Origin of the sequence: Acinetobacter sp. YH01018, assembly GCF_013420295.1 — a bacterium.
In the GTDB taxonomy this organism is placed as follows: Bacteria; Pseudomonadota; Gammaproteobacteria; order Pseudomonadales; family Moraxellaceae; genus Acinetobacter.
The window spans coordinates 13,053-29,969 of sequence record NZ_VOYL01000021.1 but is presented as its reverse complement, the minus strand read 5'-3'; the positions used below and the strand labels follow the sequence as shown (position 1 = coordinate 29,969).

Genomic DNA, 16,917 nt, shown 5'->3' with positions numbered 1-16,917 from the left:
ATGAGTGAACAAATTGCCGTTGAACTGCGTGTGCTGGGTCATAATTTTCGTTTAGCAACCACAGAAAAGGAAAAAGCTGGTTTAGAACGTGCAGCTGAATTGTTAAATGAAAAATATGATGATTTTCGCCGTAAAGCACCCCGTGTTGAGCCGAGTAAACTGATTATTATGGTTGCACTTGAATTGATGCAGGAAGTGCTTTCAATGAACAAATCCTTGCAAGAGTATGCACATTGTGATCGCTTGCTGGCGACTATTTTAGAAGACCTCAATGATTTGGTTTAATTTCCTATTAAATTGAATAAACTATCAACATTTGTGATTTAACTTTACAGTTGTTGCACATTGAGGATTTGCCAACACCTCATTATTGGTTATACTTACTCTATCTCTGAGGTGTTCGCCAGCGCGTCTATATCCCTGCCGATACTTAAATCTACGGATTGTGTTCTGCATATTTAGAGTGTATGCCCATCTTCGAATGGGAAACCCAGCAAGTATGCGTCGCGTCCACCTTGAACTTCTTCGGGTTCAGGGTAACGACATGCAGCGGCATCTTCGGAGTGTTTTTTCTTATTATTCTAAGTGTCATTTATTACAATACTTATTCATCTATTTTACATTTTAAAGAGTTTTCGTTTTTAAATTTCATTTCATTCTCCGCCATATTCATCAATATTTTATGCAAAAAATACCCAAGATTTTCATCTTGGGTATATCACTTAAGTTCTGGCATTCAGTTATTTAGACTTTTGCAGCCGCAAAGCATTGATGACTACTGATAATGAACTGAGCGACATGGCAACCGCTGCAAGCATCGGGGTCAACAGCAGTCCAGTGAGGGGATAAAAAACACCCGCTGCCACAGGCACACCCAAGCCATTATAGACAAAGGAAAAGGCCAGGTTCTGTTTCATGTTCTTCACGCCTAACTTTGCCATATGAATAGCATCGGCTACGCCTCGGATATCTCCTTTGACCAAAGTCACTTGAGCCGTCTGTTTGGCAATATCGGTACCATTGCCCATTGCCACCCCCACATTGGCCTGGGCAAGTGCCGGTGCATCATTAATGCCATCGCCAGCCATCGCCACAACTTTTCCTTGAGCCTGAAATTTTTTCACGATATCTAATTTTTCAGTCGGGGTACAGTTGCCATAAACCTGCTGAATCCCCAGCTCAGCCGCGACCAGTTTGGCATTCTGCTCGTGGTCACCAGTCGCCATCACCACTTCAATACCATCGGCCATCAGTTGATCAATCACCTGATGGGCATTGTGTTTAATCGCATCATGAATCGAGATATAAGCCAGAACTTGCTGCTCATTGGCCAGAAAGCTAATCACATTACCGCTCTCGCGTTGCGCATCCAGCTGTGTCTGAACATGATCAGGCAGCTGTAAACCCAATTGATCAATCAGCTTTTGACTGCCCACATACAGGGTTTGACCCTCAATTTGACCTTTCACCCCAAAACCGGTGACATCTTCAAAATCAACGACTTTCAACAGTTGCTCATGTGGAACAAGCTTGGTTAAAGTCTGGGCAATCGGATGAGTTGAATATTGCTCAATCGAGGCAATCCATTGTTCCACTTGCGTTTGCTGAGCTGTATCTGAAAGCAGTTTAATCTCTTTCAGGCTCGGTTTACCTTCAGTCAAGGTTCCGGTTTTATCGACAATTAAAGTGGTGACTTTGCTCAAGGCTTCTATGGCTTCCGCATCTTTAAACAGCACGCCTTTTTGCGCTGCCCGCCCTGTGGTGGCCATGACCGACATCGGCGTTGCCAGACCTAAAGCACATGGACAGGCAATAATCAGTACAGCCACTGCACACATCAGTGCCAGATCAAATTGCGCTTGGCCAAACAGCATCCATGCCATAAAGGTCAACACACTAATCGCTAAAACAATCACCACAAAATATTTGGCAAATACATCAGCAAGTTTTTGTAACGGTGCTTTAGAGCGCTGTGCTTCCGCCACAGTCTGAATCATTTTCGCCAAAGTGGTATTGGCCCCCACTGCCGTGGTTTGAATACGTATACTGCCCTGCTGATTCACCGTACCGCCAATCACCCGGTCATCAAGTTCTTTTTTGACGGGTACAGGTTCACCCGTCATCATGGCTTCATCAACATAGGTTTTGCCTTCCACCACAATGCCGTCGAGTGGAATCTGGTCCCCTGATGAAATCTGCAGGATATCGCCCTGTTTCACCATGCCAATATCCACCTCAACAACCTGATCATGCTGTACCAGTTTTGCAGTATGCGGTTGCAGTTTCAGCAAGGATTTAAGTGCGTCAGCGGTTTTGGCACGGGCTTTCAGCTCCATGATTTGCCCGAGCAAACTCAAGGACACGATCATACACGCCGCTTCATAATACACGGCAACCCCATGACCGGTTTTCGCCTGCATCGGAATCAGGGATGGAAAAACTGTCGCCACAACACTGTAAATAAAGGCCGCCAGCACCCCGACCCCAATCAGGCTCCACATGTTCAGATTACGTGTTTTATAAGAAGTCCAGCAACGTTCGATAAACGGCTTACCCGCCCAAAGGATGACGGGAATAGACAGCACCAGTTCAATCCACGGCTGAATATGCTGCGGAATAAAGGCATGGATATGCGACCCCATGGCCAATACAAAGACGATTAAAGTCAGTGGCAACGTGATCCAGAAACGGTGACTGAAATCGACCATCTCAGGATTCGGTGCATCATTCAAACTAGGTTGCATAGGTTCCAAAGCCATACCGCAGATTGGACAGGTTCCCGGTCCTTTTTGCACAATTTCAGGATCCATGGGACAGGTATAATCCATGTCAGCAGCACCTTCCGGCACAGGTCGCTGATCTGCTGGAAGCAAATAAAATTCAGGGTCTCCTTTAAACTTTTCCAGGCAATACGGATTGCAGAAATAGTAAGTTTTACCCGAATAATCAGTTTTTAAATCGGTTGAAGTGTCTACCGACATGCCACAGACAGGATCGACCTCAGAATGAGGTGATGATGCAGGATGAGTTCCGCCACAGCAGCTGGATTGCTTTTCTGCAACTGCCACTTTTGCTGTTGAAGCACAGCAGGAGGATGCTGTTTGCAGAGTTTGTAGATATTGTTCAGGTTGCTGGGTAAATTTATTCAGACAGCGTTCTGAACAGAAATAATAATCTTTTGATTCAAACTTGCTATGCCATTTAGAATCCGTTTTAACCTGCATGCCACAAACCGGATCAACTATTATTTCACTCACCTGCTCTACGGTTTGTGCTTTATTTCCCGCACAACAGCCTAATGATTGCGCTACGGGTGGTTGATTTTGAGAACCGCAGCAAGATTTTTTTTCATCTGTTTTTAATTGAAATGCACAGCCGCAGCCCGAAGTTTTAGATTTATTTTTTTCTAAATACTGTTCTGGATTGGCCTGAAATTTATTCAAACAGCCCTGACCGCAAAAATAATAACTTTTATCTAAGTATGTAGTGTGCGGCTTGGATAAATCCGTCACGGTCATACCACAGACGGGATCAATATACTGTTGTGACTCAGCTTTTTGACTACCACAACATGAAGATGAGGCCGCTACAACTTTAGCTTTATTTGCACAGCCACAGTCTGATTTAGGCGTGGTTTCTTGAAGGTAAGCTTCAGGATTTTTAATAAACTTTTGTTTGCAGCCATCACAACAAAATAAATATTTTTTCCCCAGATATTCAAAATAATGTGCTGAACTTTCCGAAACGTTCATTCCACAGACTGGATCAACTTTCACTAATTCAAGGACTGAATCCTGTTTTGCACAGCAGGCAGATTTTTGTTGCTCATTCATCCGACTCACCTATTTTATTCTTTCATTGTGTTAGCATAAAGTCTGTACCCAAGTACAGAGTCAAGTCATTTGAGGATATTTTATGCTCACTATCGGAAAACTGGCCAAACACTGTCATGTAAACGTCGAAACCATTCGCTATTATCAACGCATCGGTTTAATGCGCGTACCTGAATCCACGCAGAGTTACCGTTATTACAATGACAAAGATATTGAAACCTTAAGCTTTATTCAAAAAGGCAAAGATGCAGGCTTGCAACTCAGTGAAATACAGGAATTACTGCAACTTCAACTCGAAGACCGTGAACAGGTGAGACATGTCATTGAGCAACGATTGGAAAAAATTGATCAACGAATTCAGGAATTGCAGGCACTCAAAACCCGTTTAAGCAGCTGGGTAGATGAATGTAAAACCACCAATGAAAGCTGTTGCCCGATTTTGAAAGAGCTAAAAAACAGTTAAACTGCTTTTACGATAAAAATGTATATATTTTTGGGGAATTTATAACCGATGTCAGTGGATTTAAAAGTTTTACGCAAGCAACTTCGACATCAGCGCAGAGCCGTTTCCAGCTTTCAACAAAAACAGGCGCAACAAAAAGTATTTCAGCAACTGATCCGGCTAAAACCTTTTCAGCATGCCAAAAAAATCGGCATCTATCTGAATGCCTTTGGTGAAATCCATACCCAAAAAATCATTGAATACTGCTTTAAACAGCATAAACAGGTTTATCTGCCAATGATTTGCACCATGAACCAGCAATTGCACTGGGTCAAAATCACGCAACAGCAATACCGAAACAATCAATTTTCATATCATCCACTCGGCATGAAAGAGCCTATGGCCGGGCGTGGCCTGCATGTTTCGACGCTGGATTTTTTAATGATGCCTTTGCTGGCCTGTGATATTCACGGTACCCGCATTGGGATGGGCGGCGGTTTCTATGATAAAACCCTGGCCAGCGCCCCCCATAAACCCTATCGGCTTGGTATTGCACATGCCTTTCAGCTGATTCAGCAGCCTTTACATCGTGAAGTCTGGGATCAACCTCTCGATGCCTTACTTACCCCTGCAAAATACCTACACTTTAAGCGTTGAATGGGTATTTTTGACTGACAAGAATATTTTAAAATCACACATTTACTCATTTTTTATACATTTTCATTTGCCCTGCCCTTGTATTTTTTAAAATACCCATCACTATAAAAAACATGGCAACACTGTTGTTACTCATTAGGAGTGCCCATGTCTGAAATTATTATGAATCAAGAAACCTTAGATACACAGGTTCCAAGCGTATTACCACTTTTAGCGCTACGTGATGTGGTGGTTTATCCACACATGCAAATTGCGTTATTTGTAGGTCGTGAAAAATCGATCAAAGCAGTTGACGTGGCCCGTAACAGTGACAATCTCGTATTTGTAGTTGCACAACAAGATTCTCTTACAGAAGAAATTGATCACGACAACTTATATCAATACGGTACTGTCGCGAAGATTGTGCAAGTTGTGAATCATGAAAATGATGAAAACTGTATAAAAGTACTTATTGAGGGTCTACACCGTTCTAAACTGGTGAAAATCATCGACCATGATGAATATTTATCAGCCGAACATGCCCTTAGCCCAATGACGGTCAATGTTGAGGCTGGTTCTCAAGCAACACGTGTGCAAGAACTGCGAACTTTATTTGCCCAGTATGCAGAAGCCAAATTACGTAATGCACGTGAATTGGTTACTGCTGCAAATAAAATCGATGACTTGTTGCAACTCTTGTTCTTTGTTGCCACCCGTGTCCCACTGAACATTGATATCAAGCAAAAGTTTTTGGAACAGGATGACTTTGAAGCACATTTGACTGAGCTCATGACTTATTTGTTGCAACAGTCTGAAGAACAGCAGATTGAACAAACCTTGCATGACTCGGTAAAACGCCAGATGGAGAAAAACCAGCGCGAATATTTCCTGAATGAAAAAATGAAGGTGATTCAGCGCGAGCTTTCCGACATGAATGGCGGTGCTGAAGATGATGTCGCTGAAATTGAACGTCGTCTGGAAGAAGCGGATTTACCTGAACACGTGCGTAAAAAAGCCGAATCTGAATTCCGTAAGCTCAAAGCCATGCAGCCCGCTTCAAGTGAAGCTGCTGTGGTGCGCAACTATATCGAGGCGATTTTAGATACGCCTTGGAATAAAGCTAGCAAAGTCAGCATCAATTTGGCGAAAGCACAAGAGATTTTAGATGCCGATCACTACGGTTTAGATGAAGTCAAAGACCGTATTGTGGAATATCTTGCAGTACAATCTCGTGTGAAAAAGCTCAAAGGCCCGATTCTTTGCCTGGTTGGCCCTCCAGGGGTAGGTAAAACTTCACTTGGTGAGTCGGTTGCCAAAGCTACAGGTCGTGAATTTGTGCGTATGGCCCTAGGTGGCGTACGTGACGAAGCAGAAATCCGCGGTCACCGTCGTACCTATATCGGTGCGATGCCGGGTAAAATCGTGCAATCACTGACAAAAGTAGGCGTGAAGAACCCGCTGTTCTTGCTCGACGAAATTGACAAGATGGCACAGGATTACCGTGGCGACCCTGCTTCTGCCTTGCTTGAAGTACTGGATCCATCACAAAACAGTAAATTCAACGATCACTACCTCGATCTTGATCTTGACCTGTCTGAAGTGATGTTCATCTGTACTGCAAACAGCATGAATATTCCTGAGGCTCTTTTAGACCGTATGGAAGTGATCCGTCTACCGGGTTATACCGAAGAGGAAAAAGTCAATATTGCCGAACGTTATCTGGTTCCTAAAGCCATTAAAGACAATGGTTTACGTGCAAAAGAATTGACCATTCATGAAGAAGCGATCCGTGACATCGTGCGTCGTTATACTCGCGAAGCCGGTGTGCGTAGCCTAGAACGTGAAGTGTCAAAAATTGCCCGTAAAGTGGTGAAAGAAGCGGTCAGCAAAAAAGCCAAAAACTTGCATATCGATGTCACTGCTGAAAACCTGTCTGATTACCTGGGCGTACATAAGTTCGACTTCGGTATGGCGGAAGAAGAAGCGCAAGTCGGTCGTGTCAATGGCCTGGCTTGGACTTCAGTTGGTGGCGAATTGCTTTCGATTGAAGTTGCTGCGGTAAAAGGTAAAGGTAAATTCATTACCACCGGTTCACTCGGTGATGTGATGAAAGAATCCATTACCGCTGCAATGACTGTGGTGCGTACTCGTGCCGATGCCTTGGGTATTGAGGCTTCAAGATTTGAAGAAACCGATATTCATGTGCATTTACCTGAAGGTGCAACACCGAAAGATGGTCCATCTGCAGGTTTAGCCTTAACTACCGCACTGGTTTCAGCTTTCACAGGCATTCCGGTACGTGCCGATATTGCCATGACCGGTGAAACCAATCTGGGCGGTCGTGCAATGCGCATTGGTGGCTTGAAGGAAAAACTTTTAGCTGCACATCGCGGTGGCATCAAGCTAGTATTTATCCCTCAAGAGAACGCTCGTGACCTGGTGGAAATTCCAGAAAATGTTAAAGCCGGCCTTGAAATTAAGACCGTGAAAAGCATCGATGAGATCTTGCCATTGGCCTTGGTAGAAGCACCAAAACCTTTGGTGAAAGCACCGATTGTTAAACCAATTGCAGAAGGCAAAGCAGCGCGTCATTAATTGCATTTAGCTACAAAAAGAGGAGAGCTTCGGCTCTCTTTTTTTGTGTAAATTTTTTACCATATTCATAAAACATTAGCTTGAAAAACCAGCAGCTCATCCCCATTTAATATGGTATAGATAATGATGCGCTGTAGGTTTCTGATTTATTTCTACTTAAAAAGTTATTAATAAGTTATGTGAATGGTCATCTACATCTCCAGGTGGATGACCTTTTGATCGCAGTCCCAATATTTCATTAGGGGACTGCGTTTTTTATGTGTTCTTATTCATCAGCTTGAATTATTAAATTATAAGCCAGACCATCTATGACACTGGCCATTTTGGCAATATTTAAAGTTTTCAAGGTATCCTTGGCACTGTGATAGTCCCTGTTACGAAAATGCCCCGTATCTGTAATCATCATGGCGGGAATATCCAGCTTCCAGTAATTGAGATGATCTGAAAACTCCATCCCCGTGATAAAAGACGGTGCGACCAGTCGTTGACACTCCAGGCGCTTCAATATTCGCATGGATTCACAATATTTTGCACCCAAATCATACGACTGCAAATTACTGACAGCCGCAATAAAGTTACCATGTTGCGGATAAACCCATTTCAGGCCGGCAGGATACTCCTGTACCAGATTTTCATCAAAAAACCCGATCATCTCTAAAATATAAACGCCGCGAATGTGATCTTTCTGAGCCTGGATGGATTTTGCATGGACAAAACTGCCCATGTATTCGGTCTTGAAAAATGGCGGCTCCTGCAAGGTATAAAATACAAATTCAACATTATATGGCAGTTGCGATTTCTGCTGTGACAGTATGCGTGCGGTTTCAATCACCCCTGCTACTCCGGAAGCATTATCATCCGCACCTTGAGTTTCACCAAACACATCATAATGCGCGCCGACAATCACTTTGTCAGCATGACCTGCGGTTAAGGTACATACTACGTTGCGATAACCCAAACCATTCACCGAATAATTTTGATACTGGCATGGGATACCAAACAAACGCATCTGTTCTTTAATCCAGGCAGAAACGCGTTGTAGCTCTTGTGAGTTTTTATAATTACGATGCCCCTGCTGACCTATAATTTGCTCCAGATAGACCTTTAAATTATCGTTACTGGCGGGTGATATGCTCGGTAATGCCCAACTTGAAGTATTGAACAAAAGAGTGCAAAGGAAGGTGCTCAACCATAAGCCTAATTTTTTATCCCTTTTTAATCTCATTTATTATCGTCCTCTCTTCTTATGCATATTCAATCCATTGCTGAAGATTAAAGCAGCATCTGGCACGCCTTTTCAATTGCAATTTGTTGCTCAAAAACAAGTAAAATCAGTTTTAGCGTTTATAATAAAGATGAGTCTTAAATCATCGAATCTTATGAAAATCCGTATTATTACCATCGGTCAAAAAATGCCAGCCTGGGTGCTCACCGGTTTTGAAGATTACTTCAAACGTATCCAGCCTTTTGTGCAGACCCAAATTATAGAATTACCTATGGCAAAACGCGGAAAAAATGATTCTGAAGCCGATATTCTGAAATATCGCCAGATTGAAGGCGAAAGCATTCTGAATGCACTGAAACATAATGAAACCCTGATTGCCCTTGAAGTCGGGGGTAAAGAATTCAGTACTGAAAAACTGGCTGAAACCATGAAACAATGGATGCTGGAAGGTAATGATGTGGTCTTGGCGATTGGCGGTCCGGATGGTCACTCCGAAGCGGTACGTAAAGCTGCTGCATGGCACTGGTCTTTATCCAAGCTCACCCTGCCTCACCCTATGGTTCGCGTCATGCTGATCGAGCAGCTCTACCGCGCAATGAGTATCAACCATAATCATCCTTATCACCGGGCGGGTTAAGCAGGTTCAGAACGGGATGATTTGAGCTTGGCAAAATCGTGTAAAGCGAACATATTCCTGAGCTTGAGTCATCAACTGGATCAGACCGTGCATTATTGTTCTAAAAAAAGAACAATATGTTGATATAAATTGTATTTATTCTATTTCTCTTTATTTGGCATCATAGCCTCAATCGATGTTATTTAAATTAGGCGCATCAACATGAATCTACAAACTTTACCCGGTTTATTTATTTCACATGGCTCACCCATGCTGGCGCTAAATCCGGAACAGGTAGGTCCTGCTCTGGAGCGATTGAGCTTAAATCTGCCTAAGCCTGAAGCCATTATTGTGATGTCTGCGCACTGGGAAAGTAATGCGCTTGAAGTGAGTAGTAGCGTTCGTCCAGAAACCTGGCATGACTTTCGTGGTTTCCCGCCTGAGCTGTATGAAATCCGCTATCCGGCACCGGGTCAACCTGAACTTGCAGAACAGGTTCTGCATCTTTTGGCCAATGCTGGCTTTACAGCCCATGCCAACAGCACTCGTCCACGTGATCATGGCGTGTGGATGCCATTGTTGCATATGTATCCCGAGGCTGATATTCCTGTGGTAGAAATCTCTTTACCGATGAACATGTCTGCTGAGGAGATTTATAAAATTGGTCAAACCCTGGCACCATTATGTGAAAAACAAATATTAATAATCGGTTCGGGAAGTATTACCCATAACCTGCGTGAATTGGCATGGCATGGTGAAGCTGCTACTGTACCCGAGTGGGCATCGACTTTTCGGAATTATGTGGTCAGCAAAATGAATCACAGCGATTATGCTGCGGTTCTGGACTGGCAAAGTATCCCTTATGTAGAGCGTAATCATCCTACCTTAGAACACTTTGCTCCCCTGTTCTTTGCGATGGGGACTGGGCATCGTTTCAGTATTGTGCATAGCAGTTTCAGTATGGGTTCTCTGGGCATGGATATTTACCGTTTTGACTGATGCACATCAACTCATAAATTTTTATTAATTATTAACAAAATTATAGTTATGGATACATTTTGATACCTAATTCACCAAAATGTATCCATATTTTTTAAGTACCTTTACGTTATTCTATTAAAAATTCTTCAAAACCAAGTACTTTTAAAATGAAAGTTAAACTTTTAGCAATGGCTCTTTTCCCACTCACGCTTGCAGCTTGTCAATCTGGCGATATTCAAAAAGTTGGAGATGTCGCCGTGTCTGTACTTCAACAACAAAATGCAGATAAGACCTTGAGCACTTATCAATGGCTTACAGCTACAGGGTCCGCACCTAAACCACTGGTACTAAATTTTGACGATCAAGGCCGTTTGAGCATTGCTACCAGCTGTAATGGTATGGGTAGCAGCTGGAAAGTTGAAAATAATCAGATCGTGACAGGCCCCCTCATGGGAACCCAAATGGCATGTCCAGACGTCTCCATGCAGCAAGAAAACATTGCCAAAGATCTGTTTAATAACCGCAAAGTACCGTTTATTTTAGATTTAAAAAATTCACAACAACCGACATTAACCCTCATTTCAGCCACAGGTCAGAAATACGTTTTCACTGGCACCATGACCCCTGAAAGCAAATATCAGACTCAGGCTGAAACCATTTTTCTGGAAATTTCACCTGAAACTAAGCCATGTAGCGGTGTCGCCCCACAAAACTGTTTACAGGTTCGGGAAGTTAAATACAGTGAAAGCGGGATAAAAATCCAAGTCGATAAAGACTGGACTTTATTCTATGATCAAATCGAAGGTTTTACCCATAACCCCAATGAGCGACAAATCATCAGGGTCAAGCGTTATGAAATCAAGCATCCTGCTGCAGATCAGTCGAAATATGCTTATATCCATGACATGACGGTTGAACGCTCAACGGTTAAGTAAAGCATTTACTCAAGACATAAAAAAACCGAGGCCATAGCCTCGGTTTTTTTAAAGCTTAAACCAAGTCAGACTTAGAATACGCCTTGAGCCAGCATTGCATCGGCAACTTTTACGAAGCCAGCAATGTTCGCACCATCAACATAGTTCACAGTACCATCTTCTTTAGTACCGTATTTCACGCAGTTACGGTGAATTTCTTTCATAATCGCGTGTAAACGTTCATCAACTTCTTCAAACGTCCAGCCTAAACGCAATGCATTTTGAGACATTTCAAGACCAGAAGTCGCTACACCACCTGCATTCGATGCTTTACCTGGCGCATAAAGGATTTTCGCTTCAACGAATTTTTCCACTGCTTCAAGCGTAGACGGCATATTTGCACCTTCAGCAACACAAATCACGCCATTTGCAAGAAGTTGAGCTGCATCGTCTGCATCTAATTCGTTTTGAGTTGCACATGGAAGCGCGATGTCACACTTGATACCCCAAGGACGTTGACCTTCCATATATTCAAAACCGTGTTTAGACGCAAACTCAGAAATACGGCCACGTTGAACGTTTTTAAGTTCCATTACTTCAGCAAGAAGTTCTTCAGTGAAACCGTCTTTAACGAATACAGTACCCGCAGAGTCAGAAAGTGAAACCACTTTTGCACCCAGGAACATGGCTTTTTCAGCAGCGTATTGAGCTACGTTACCAGAACCAGAAATAGTCACCACTTTATCTTTAAAACTATCGTCACGAGTTTTCAGCATTTCTTCCGCGAAATAAACCGTACCGTAACCCGTTGCTTCAGGACGAGCCAGTGAACCACCGAAAGTCAAGCCTTTACCAGTGAATACGCATGAAGTGTCATTGCTGAGCTTCTTCATCATACCTGCCATGTAGCCTACTTCGCGGCCGCCTACACCGATATCGCCCGCAGGAATGTCAGTATTTGAACCCAGATGACGGTACAACTCGATGATTAATGCCTGGCAGAAACGCATGATTTCGCCTTCAGACTTACCTTTAGGGTCAAAGTCTGAACCGCCTTTACCACCGCCCATAGGCAATGTAGTCAAGGCATTTTTGAAAGTTTGTTCAAAACCTAGGAATTTCAAAATTGAAAGGTTCACTGAAGGGTGGAAACGCATCCCCCCTTTAAATGGACCAATAGCTGAGTTGTACTGTACACGAAAAGCACGGTTTACGTGAGTTTGGCCTTTGTCATCTACCCATGAAACACGGAACTGAATCGCACGTTCAGGTTCTACAAGACGTTCAAGTAATCCATGATCAGCATATTCTGGATTCTTTTCAATGAATGGCCAAAGGCTAGTCATTACCTCTTCTACAGCTTGTAGAAACTCTGGTTGATGTTGATCACGTGATTTAACGTAGTTTAGGAAGTCGTTAAGGCTGTTGTATTTCAACGCTTAATCCTCAGCAGAAAATGGATCAAAATTGGTCAAAATTTCAATCAATGATATATTTTGGCGCAAAACATTAAATATCACTTGCACCTATTCAGCAATAGTTTTTTGAAAAAAACTTCAATTTTCTATATAGAACATATATTTAATTTAATTATTCAGTCTTTTTATTTATAAATAAAATAACTTTCAGATATATATCAATGTAATATTTTGCCCGATATTAATGCATTTTTAGTCCCATTTTTGCGCACAGGAATTCTATGTAAAAACATGCTAGTATTGCTCTCCAGCACATTGTTTCACGCTGCTTGCCCAGCACTCCCGGTTATACATGAACACTCAAATTAGCTTGATTCAAAAAATTGACGCCCTGTTGCCGCAAACACAATGCGGACTCTGCGGCCACCGAGATGGATGCCTCCCTTATGCAAAAGCCATAAGTGAAGGTGAAGAGGCCAATAAATGTGTACCAGGCGGACAACCCGTTGCCGATGCTTTGGCTGAATTGCTGGGTCGCCCAAAACTCAAAGCAGAAGAAAGTGTTTGGCCGATTCAAAGTGATGGTCGTCCACAACGTATGAAAGCGATTATTCGTGAAGATGAATGTATTGGTTGTACCAAATGCATCAGTGCCTGCCCGGTCGATGCGATTATTGGTTCAGGTAAGCTCATGCATAGCATTTTGACTGACCTGTGTACCGGTTGCGAACTCTGTATTCCGCCCTGCCCGGTCGACTGTATTGACCTGGTGGAAGACAACCACGTCGTGCCTTCAGAAGAGGCGCGTATTGCTGAACAAACTGACCTGCGCAAGCGCTATTACGCCCATATTCAGCGTGAAGAGAAACGCCGGATTAACCGCAAAGGTCCGGTGGTGCGTGCCAATATTGATGCGGCCTTATTTGCCCAATTTTCAGCGCAAAGTGACTTGGTTCCAGAGATTCAAGTGGTAGAAAAAACAGCTGATCCTGTGGTAAGCCACGATGCAGCAACCACCATTCAACTGGCAAAAATTCGCACCCAAATCAAAAAATTAGAAAAACAGCTCAGTGTTCGTGAAGACCTCAAGAAACGTGCCCTGCTGGATGATTTGCAACAGCAGCTGATTGTTCTGGGAGCTTCATGATGGCAGTTAAAAACATGACCAGAAAGCAGGTTCAGATTTTTTTTGAACGCTTACGAGAGCAAAGACCCAGCCCTAAAACCGAACTGAATTACAGCACTCCTTTTGAGCTATTGGTGGCCGTGACTCTTTCCGCTCAAGCCACCGATGTCAGTGTCAACAAAGCCACCGATAAGCTGTTTCCAGTGGCCAATACCCCGGAAGCCATTTATGCTTTAGGCGTGGAGGGTTTAAAAGAATATATTAAGACCATCGGCTTATATAACGCTAAAGCCGAGAACGTAATTAAAACCTGCAAGCTGCTGATTGAAAAACACAATAGTGTGGTGCCCAACAATCGGGCTGATCTGGAAGCATTACCAGGTGTGGGGCGTAAAACTGCCAATGTGGTGCTGAATACCGCTTTTGGCCATCCGACCATGGCAGTCGATACGCATATTTTCCGTTTAGGTAATCGTACCGGTCTGGCTATTGGCAAAAATGTGCTTGAAGTTGAACACCGGCTGGTCAAAGTCATTCCCAAGGAATTTATAGTCGATGCCCATCATTGGCTGATTTTACACGGTCGTTATACCTGTATTGCACGCAAGCCCAAATGTCATGAATGTGTGGTGTGTGATGTGTGCAACTGGCCAGATCGTTTTGAATTTGGTGCTGGCCGTGCGATTTCTGTCAAGAACATTGAAGCTGAATCATAAGTGAGATGAGTTCAACCAGGTGATGTGCTCCGTTTAAAAGCCATTATTTTTTATTTTGTTTTGCCTGTTCTTGCTGGCGTTTTTGTTCGAGTTCTGCCTGTAACTTGGGATGCAGCCGACGCACAGGCACCTTACCAGCATTTTCGCTACGCTCTTGCTGACGTACTTTTTTCAGCATCTTGAAACTGACATAGAACAAAGCAAACAATACTGCCAGAAATACGACCATTAACCCTAATACAGCAAACTTCACAGCAGTGTCCTTTTTGAGAGCGTAATAAAAAGAGCCCTAATATGACTTAGGGCTCTTCGATTGTCAAAATCATCGAAATACGATTATTTTGATTGATCTAGAATGGCAAACAAATCAGTTTGAACTTCTTCAATTGGACGCAGACCGTTTAACTTGTCATAAGTCGGTGCATTTTCACCTGATGCTGCACAACCTTGGTAGAAACCTACCAATTGTTCAGTTTCAGTGTGATAAGAACCTAAACGTTTACGGATGGTTTCTTCCTGGTCATCAGGACGTTGAACCAGTTCTTCACCCGTTTCATCATCTTTACCTTCCACCTTAGGCGGATTGTAAACTACATGATAAACACGGCCAGAAGCCGGGTGCTGACGGCGACCAGAAAGACGTTTTACGATTTCTTCGTCTGGAACATCAATTTCAATCACGTGATCAATGTTGATGCCTTCTTTTTCCAAAGCTTCTGCTTGAGGAATAGTGCGAGGGAAACCATCAAAAATGCAACCGTTTACACAATCAGGTTGAGCAATACGTTCTTTAACCAGACCGATGATAAGCTCGTCTGATACCAGACCACCACTTTCCATCACGCTTTTAGCTTTAAGACCTAATTCAGTACCTTCACGAATTGCAGCACGGAGCATATCACCGGTTGAAATTTGTGGGACATTGTAGCGCTTACAGATCAACTGAGCCTGTGTACCTTTACCTGCTCCAGGTGGTCCGAGTAATATAATGCGCATAAAAAAACATCCTCATTTAACAAATATATGTGATGCGTTTGCATAACGAATCTCTTTATTCGTCATGTAGTCCAGCATCTAATTATAAGAAAGCCACAAACAAATGTATTGTACCCGCTATAAATCCGGTTACGCCACCCAAGACAATCAGAATCCATTCATCTTCCTGAAAGGCAGGACGTAATAAATTCTGAAACTCTCTTGGCGTCAACTCGCGAATACGGTCTCTAAACATTTGATAGATTTTCTGTGCACGGCTCGCATTAAAGGCCGGGTCGCATACAGGCACCATCGTAATTTCAATCGAGCGATCGATCAAGTCCGTCTTGAGTTTTGCATACTCTTTTGGTCCTAAAGACAGCTGCAAAGAGGTTCGAACAATCGGAGTTTCCATAATTTCGTTAATATGGCGTTTGACGATACGACGAGTTTTATCTTTCTTCCCGCCATACATCATCTCAGTCATAATGGATTTTAACGTAATTAAGTCTTCTGTGACTACTCGGGCAAAAACATCGGAAACCTCATCCTGACGTTTCATAAATGCACCCTGGATATTATAGGTGCCAATATGTGGAATCACCGGTTTGATCCACGGGAACGTGCGACTTTCAGTACGCGCAAAAAACTGTGGATAGCGGATATAATGCGGTTCCAGCGGATTAAACACCATCCAGATGGCAATCCAGTTAGTCAGGAAACCCCACACCGCTGCCCAGAAAGGAACCGTCCAGTGCCAGGGTACAACAAACCAGACAATCATCTGGAATATACCGAAGAACATTCCAATTAATGCACTGATATGCCAGATAAAGTTGATTTCTTTACGTCCCACTTTCAGGAACATGTTCACCATTAAACGGCGATCACCTTCCATTTGGCGCACCACCATTTCCCGCATATCCACAAGTGACTCGACGTTCATGGTCAGCTCAGTCACTAATTCTCTTAAAATACCTGGCAGCTGTTTATGCGCTTGCGAATAGATACGGCGCTTAATTGAATAGGGTAAGTTTTCCCACAGTACCGCATTACGGTCGATCATCATTTCATCAATCAGATGTTCAAGTTCAAAACCGACCTGCTCACCGATAATCCGTGCCATATCTTCCGGATCCATGGCATCCAGAAATTCACGTAAAGAACCCAATTTCGATAAGGTATTGTCGGTGATAATTCCTGAAATGCGACCGGCTTTACGTGGCACAATCCCCTGCCAGCCGACAGGGAGTGGCCCTAAGTGGAATCCCCAAAACGTCAGGGGGTAAAACACCATTTTCAGTGCCATCCACACATGTGCCCAAGTTACAAAAGCTGTCACAGGAATGATGCTAAGTACTGCCCAGAAATCAGGGCGATTCAAGAAGGTTTGCCACAATTCGTTGACGTACTCAAACATGCACGATTTCCATATTTAAT

Annotated in this window: 15 protein-coding genes and 1 other RNA gene; 10 read left to right on the top strand and 6 right to left on the bottom strand. The window is 43.2% G+C overall.

Annotated features, from left to right (window positions below):
- Both FTT83_RS09005 and ssrS read left to right on the top strand, forming a co-directional pair.
- Nucleotides 1–285: a cell division protein ZapA gene (locus FTT83_RS09005; RefSeq protein ID WP_086194931.1), complete on the top strand. Its 285-nt coding sequence runs from the start codon at nucleotides 1–3 to the stop codon at nucleotides 283–285.
- A 100-nt stretch (nucleotides 286–385) separates the two neighbouring features.
- A non-coding RNA gene (gene ssrS / locus FTT83_RS09000) (6S RNA) lies at nucleotides 386–569 on the top strand.
- Between the two features lie 171 nt (nucleotides 570–740).
- Here ssrS and FTT83_RS08995 read toward each other — a convergent pair.
- A complete protein-coding gene (locus tag FTT83_RS08995) occupies nucleotides 741–3,833 on the bottom strand; it encodes a heavy metal translocating P-type ATPase (RefSeq protein ID WP_180176373.1) in 3,093 nt (1,030 codons plus the stop codon).
- Nucleotides 3,834–3,915: 82 nt separating this feature from the next.
- Here FTT83_RS08995 and FTT83_RS08990 point away from each other — a divergent pair, with 82 nt between their 5' ends.
- The 3 genes from FTT83_RS08990 (at nucleotide 3,916) to lon (ending at nucleotide 7,506) form a co-directional block, all read left to right on the top strand.
- A complete protein-coding gene (locus FTT83_RS08990; RefSeq protein WP_180176372.1) occupies nucleotides 3,916–4,296 on the top strand; it encodes a MerR family transcriptional regulator in 381 nt (126 codons plus the stop codon).
- 48 nt (nucleotides 4,297–4,344) lie between these two features.
- Nucleotides 4,345–4,932, top strand: a complete 588-nt coding sequence (locus FTT83_RS08985) for a 5-formyltetrahydrofolate cyclo-ligase (protein ID WP_180176371.1) — start codon at nucleotides 4,345–4,347, stop codon at nucleotides 4,930–4,932.
- Nucleotides 4,933–5,079: 147 nt separating this feature from the next.
- Nucleotides 5,080–7,506, top strand: coding sequence for an endopeptidase La (lon, locus tag FTT83_RS08980; RefSeq protein WP_180176370.1), 2,427 nt, complete (start codon nucleotides 5,080–5,082; stop codon nucleotides 7,504–7,506).
- A gap of 265 nt (nucleotides 7,507–7,771) precedes the next feature.
- Here the strand turns inward: lon and FTT83_RS08975 are convergent, their stop codons facing one another.
- The gene (locus FTT83_RS08975) at nucleotides 7,772–8,731 is read right to left on the bottom strand and encodes a M28 family peptidase (protein ID WP_180176369.1); all 960 of its coding nucleotides are present in this window, start codon (nucleotides 8,729–8,731) and stop codon (nucleotides 7,772–7,774) included.
- 154 nt (nucleotides 8,732–8,885) lie between these two features.
- Here FTT83_RS08975 and rlmH point away from each other — a divergent pair, with 154 nt between their 5' ends.
- From rlmH to FTT83_RS08960, 3 genes are all read left to right on the top strand, one after another.
- Complete coding sequence (rlmH, locus tag FTT83_RS08970) at nucleotides 8,886–9,368, top strand: 23S rRNA (pseudouridine(1915)-N(3))-methyltransferase RlmH (RefSeq protein ID WP_092819942.1); 483 nt, start codon at nucleotides 8,886–8,888, stop codon at nucleotides 9,366–9,368.
- A gap of 201 nt (nucleotides 9,369–9,569) precedes the next feature.
- The gene (locus tag FTT83_RS08965; RefSeq protein WP_180176368.1) at nucleotides 9,570–10,346 is read left to right on the top strand and encodes a dioxygenase; all 777 of its coding nucleotides are present in this window, start codon (nucleotides 9,570–9,572) and stop codon (nucleotides 10,344–10,346) included.
- A gap of 149 nt (nucleotides 10,347–10,495) precedes the next feature.
- Nucleotides 10,496–11,263, top strand: coding sequence for a DUF4377 domain-containing protein (locus FTT83_RS08960; RefSeq protein ID WP_092819944.1), 768 nt, complete (start codon nucleotides 10,496–10,498; stop codon nucleotides 11,261–11,263).
- A gap of 71 nt (nucleotides 11,264–11,334) precedes the next feature.
- Here FTT83_RS08960 and gdhA read toward each other — a convergent pair whose 3' ends face one another.
- The gene (gene gdhA / locus FTT83_RS08955; protein ID WP_180176367.1) at nucleotides 11,335–12,678 is read right to left on the bottom strand and encodes an NADP-specific glutamate dehydrogenase; all 1,344 of its coding nucleotides are present in this window, start codon (nucleotides 12,676–12,678) and stop codon (nucleotides 11,335–11,337) included.
- Between the two features lie 307 nt (nucleotides 12,679–12,985).
- Here gdhA and FTT83_RS08950 point away from each other — a divergent pair, with 307 nt between their 5' ends.
- Entirely contained in the window at nucleotides 12,986–13,807 is an 822-nt protein-coding gene (locus FTT83_RS08950) for an RnfABCDGE type electron transport complex subunit B (RefSeq protein WP_257234889.1), read from the top strand.
- Entirely contained in the window at nucleotides 13,807–14,502 is a 696-nt protein-coding gene (gene nth, locus FTT83_RS08945) for an endonuclease III (RefSeq protein WP_180176391.1), read from the top strand. Before FTT83_RS08950 ends, nth begins: the two co-directional genes overlap by 1 nt.
- A gap of 43 nt (nucleotides 14,503–14,545) precedes the next feature.
- Here the strand turns inward: nth and FTT83_RS08940 are convergent, their stop codons facing one another.
- From FTT83_RS08940 to FTT83_RS08930, 3 genes are all read right to left on the bottom strand, one after another.
- The gene (locus FTT83_RS08940; RefSeq protein ID WP_180176365.1) at nucleotides 14,546–14,755 is read right to left on the bottom strand and encodes a hypothetical protein; all 210 of its coding nucleotides are present in this window, start codon (nucleotides 14,753–14,755) and stop codon (nucleotides 14,546–14,548) included.
- Between the two features lie 83 nt (nucleotides 14,756–14,838).
- Nucleotides 14,839–15,498 (bottom strand): adenylate kinase, encoded by a 660-nt coding sequence (adk, locus tag FTT83_RS08935; RefSeq protein WP_180176364.1) that lies wholly within the window; start codon nucleotides 15,496–15,498, stop codon nucleotides 14,839–14,841.
- 82 nt (nucleotides 15,499–15,580) lie between these two features.
- Nucleotides 15,581–16,897 carry a hypothetical protein gene (locus FTT83_RS08930; RefSeq protein WP_166171004.1) on the bottom strand — a complete coding sequence of 439 codons (1,317 nt, stop codon included), beginning with the start codon at nucleotides 16,895–16,897 and terminating at the stop codon, nucleotides 15,581–15,583.
- Nucleotides 16,898–16,917: the final 20 nt, after the last annotated feature.

Coding starts and splice junctions, on each gene's coding strand:
- FTT83_RS09005 (WP_086194931.1), top strand. CDS start 1: ATGAGTGAACAAATTGCCGTTGAACTGCGTGTGCTGGGTCATAATTTT.
- FTT83_RS08995 (WP_180176373.1), bottom strand. CDS start 3,833: ATGAATGAGCAACAAAAATCTGCCTGCTGTGCAAAACAGGATTCAGTC.
- FTT83_RS08990 (WP_180176372.1), top strand. CDS start 3,916: ATGCTCACTATCGGAAAACTGGCCAAACACTGTCATGTAAACGTCGAA.
- FTT83_RS08985 (WP_180176371.1), top strand. CDS start 4,345: ATGTCAGTGGATTTAAAAGTTTTACGCAAGCAACTTCGACATCAGCGC.
- lon (WP_180176370.1), top strand. CDS start 5,080: ATGTCTGAAATTATTATGAATCAAGAAACCTTAGATACACAGGTTCCA.
- FTT83_RS08975 (WP_180176369.1), bottom strand. CDS start 8,731: ATGAGATTAAAAAGGGATAAAAAATTAGGCTTATGGTTGAGCACCTTC.
- rlmH (WP_092819942.1), top strand. CDS start 8,886: ATGAAAATCCGTATTATTACCATCGGTCAAAAAATGCCAGCCTGGGTG.
- FTT83_RS08965 (WP_180176368.1), top strand. CDS start 9,570: ATGAATCTACAAACTTTACCCGGTTTATTTATTTCACATGGCTCACCC.
- FTT83_RS08960 (WP_092819944.1), top strand. CDS start 10,496: ATGAAAGTTAAACTTTTAGCAATGGCTCTTTTCCCACTCACGCTTGCA.
- nth (WP_180176391.1), top strand. CDS start 13,807: ATGGCAGTTAAAAACATGACCAGAAAGCAGGTTCAGATTTTTTTTGAA.
- adk (WP_180176364.1), bottom strand. CDS start 15,498: ATGCGCATTATATTACTCGGACCACCTGGAGCAGGTAAAGGTACACAG.
- FTT83_RS08930 (WP_166171004.1), bottom strand. CDS start 16,897: ATGTTTGAGTACGTCAACGAATTGTGGCAAACCTTCTTGAATCGCCCT.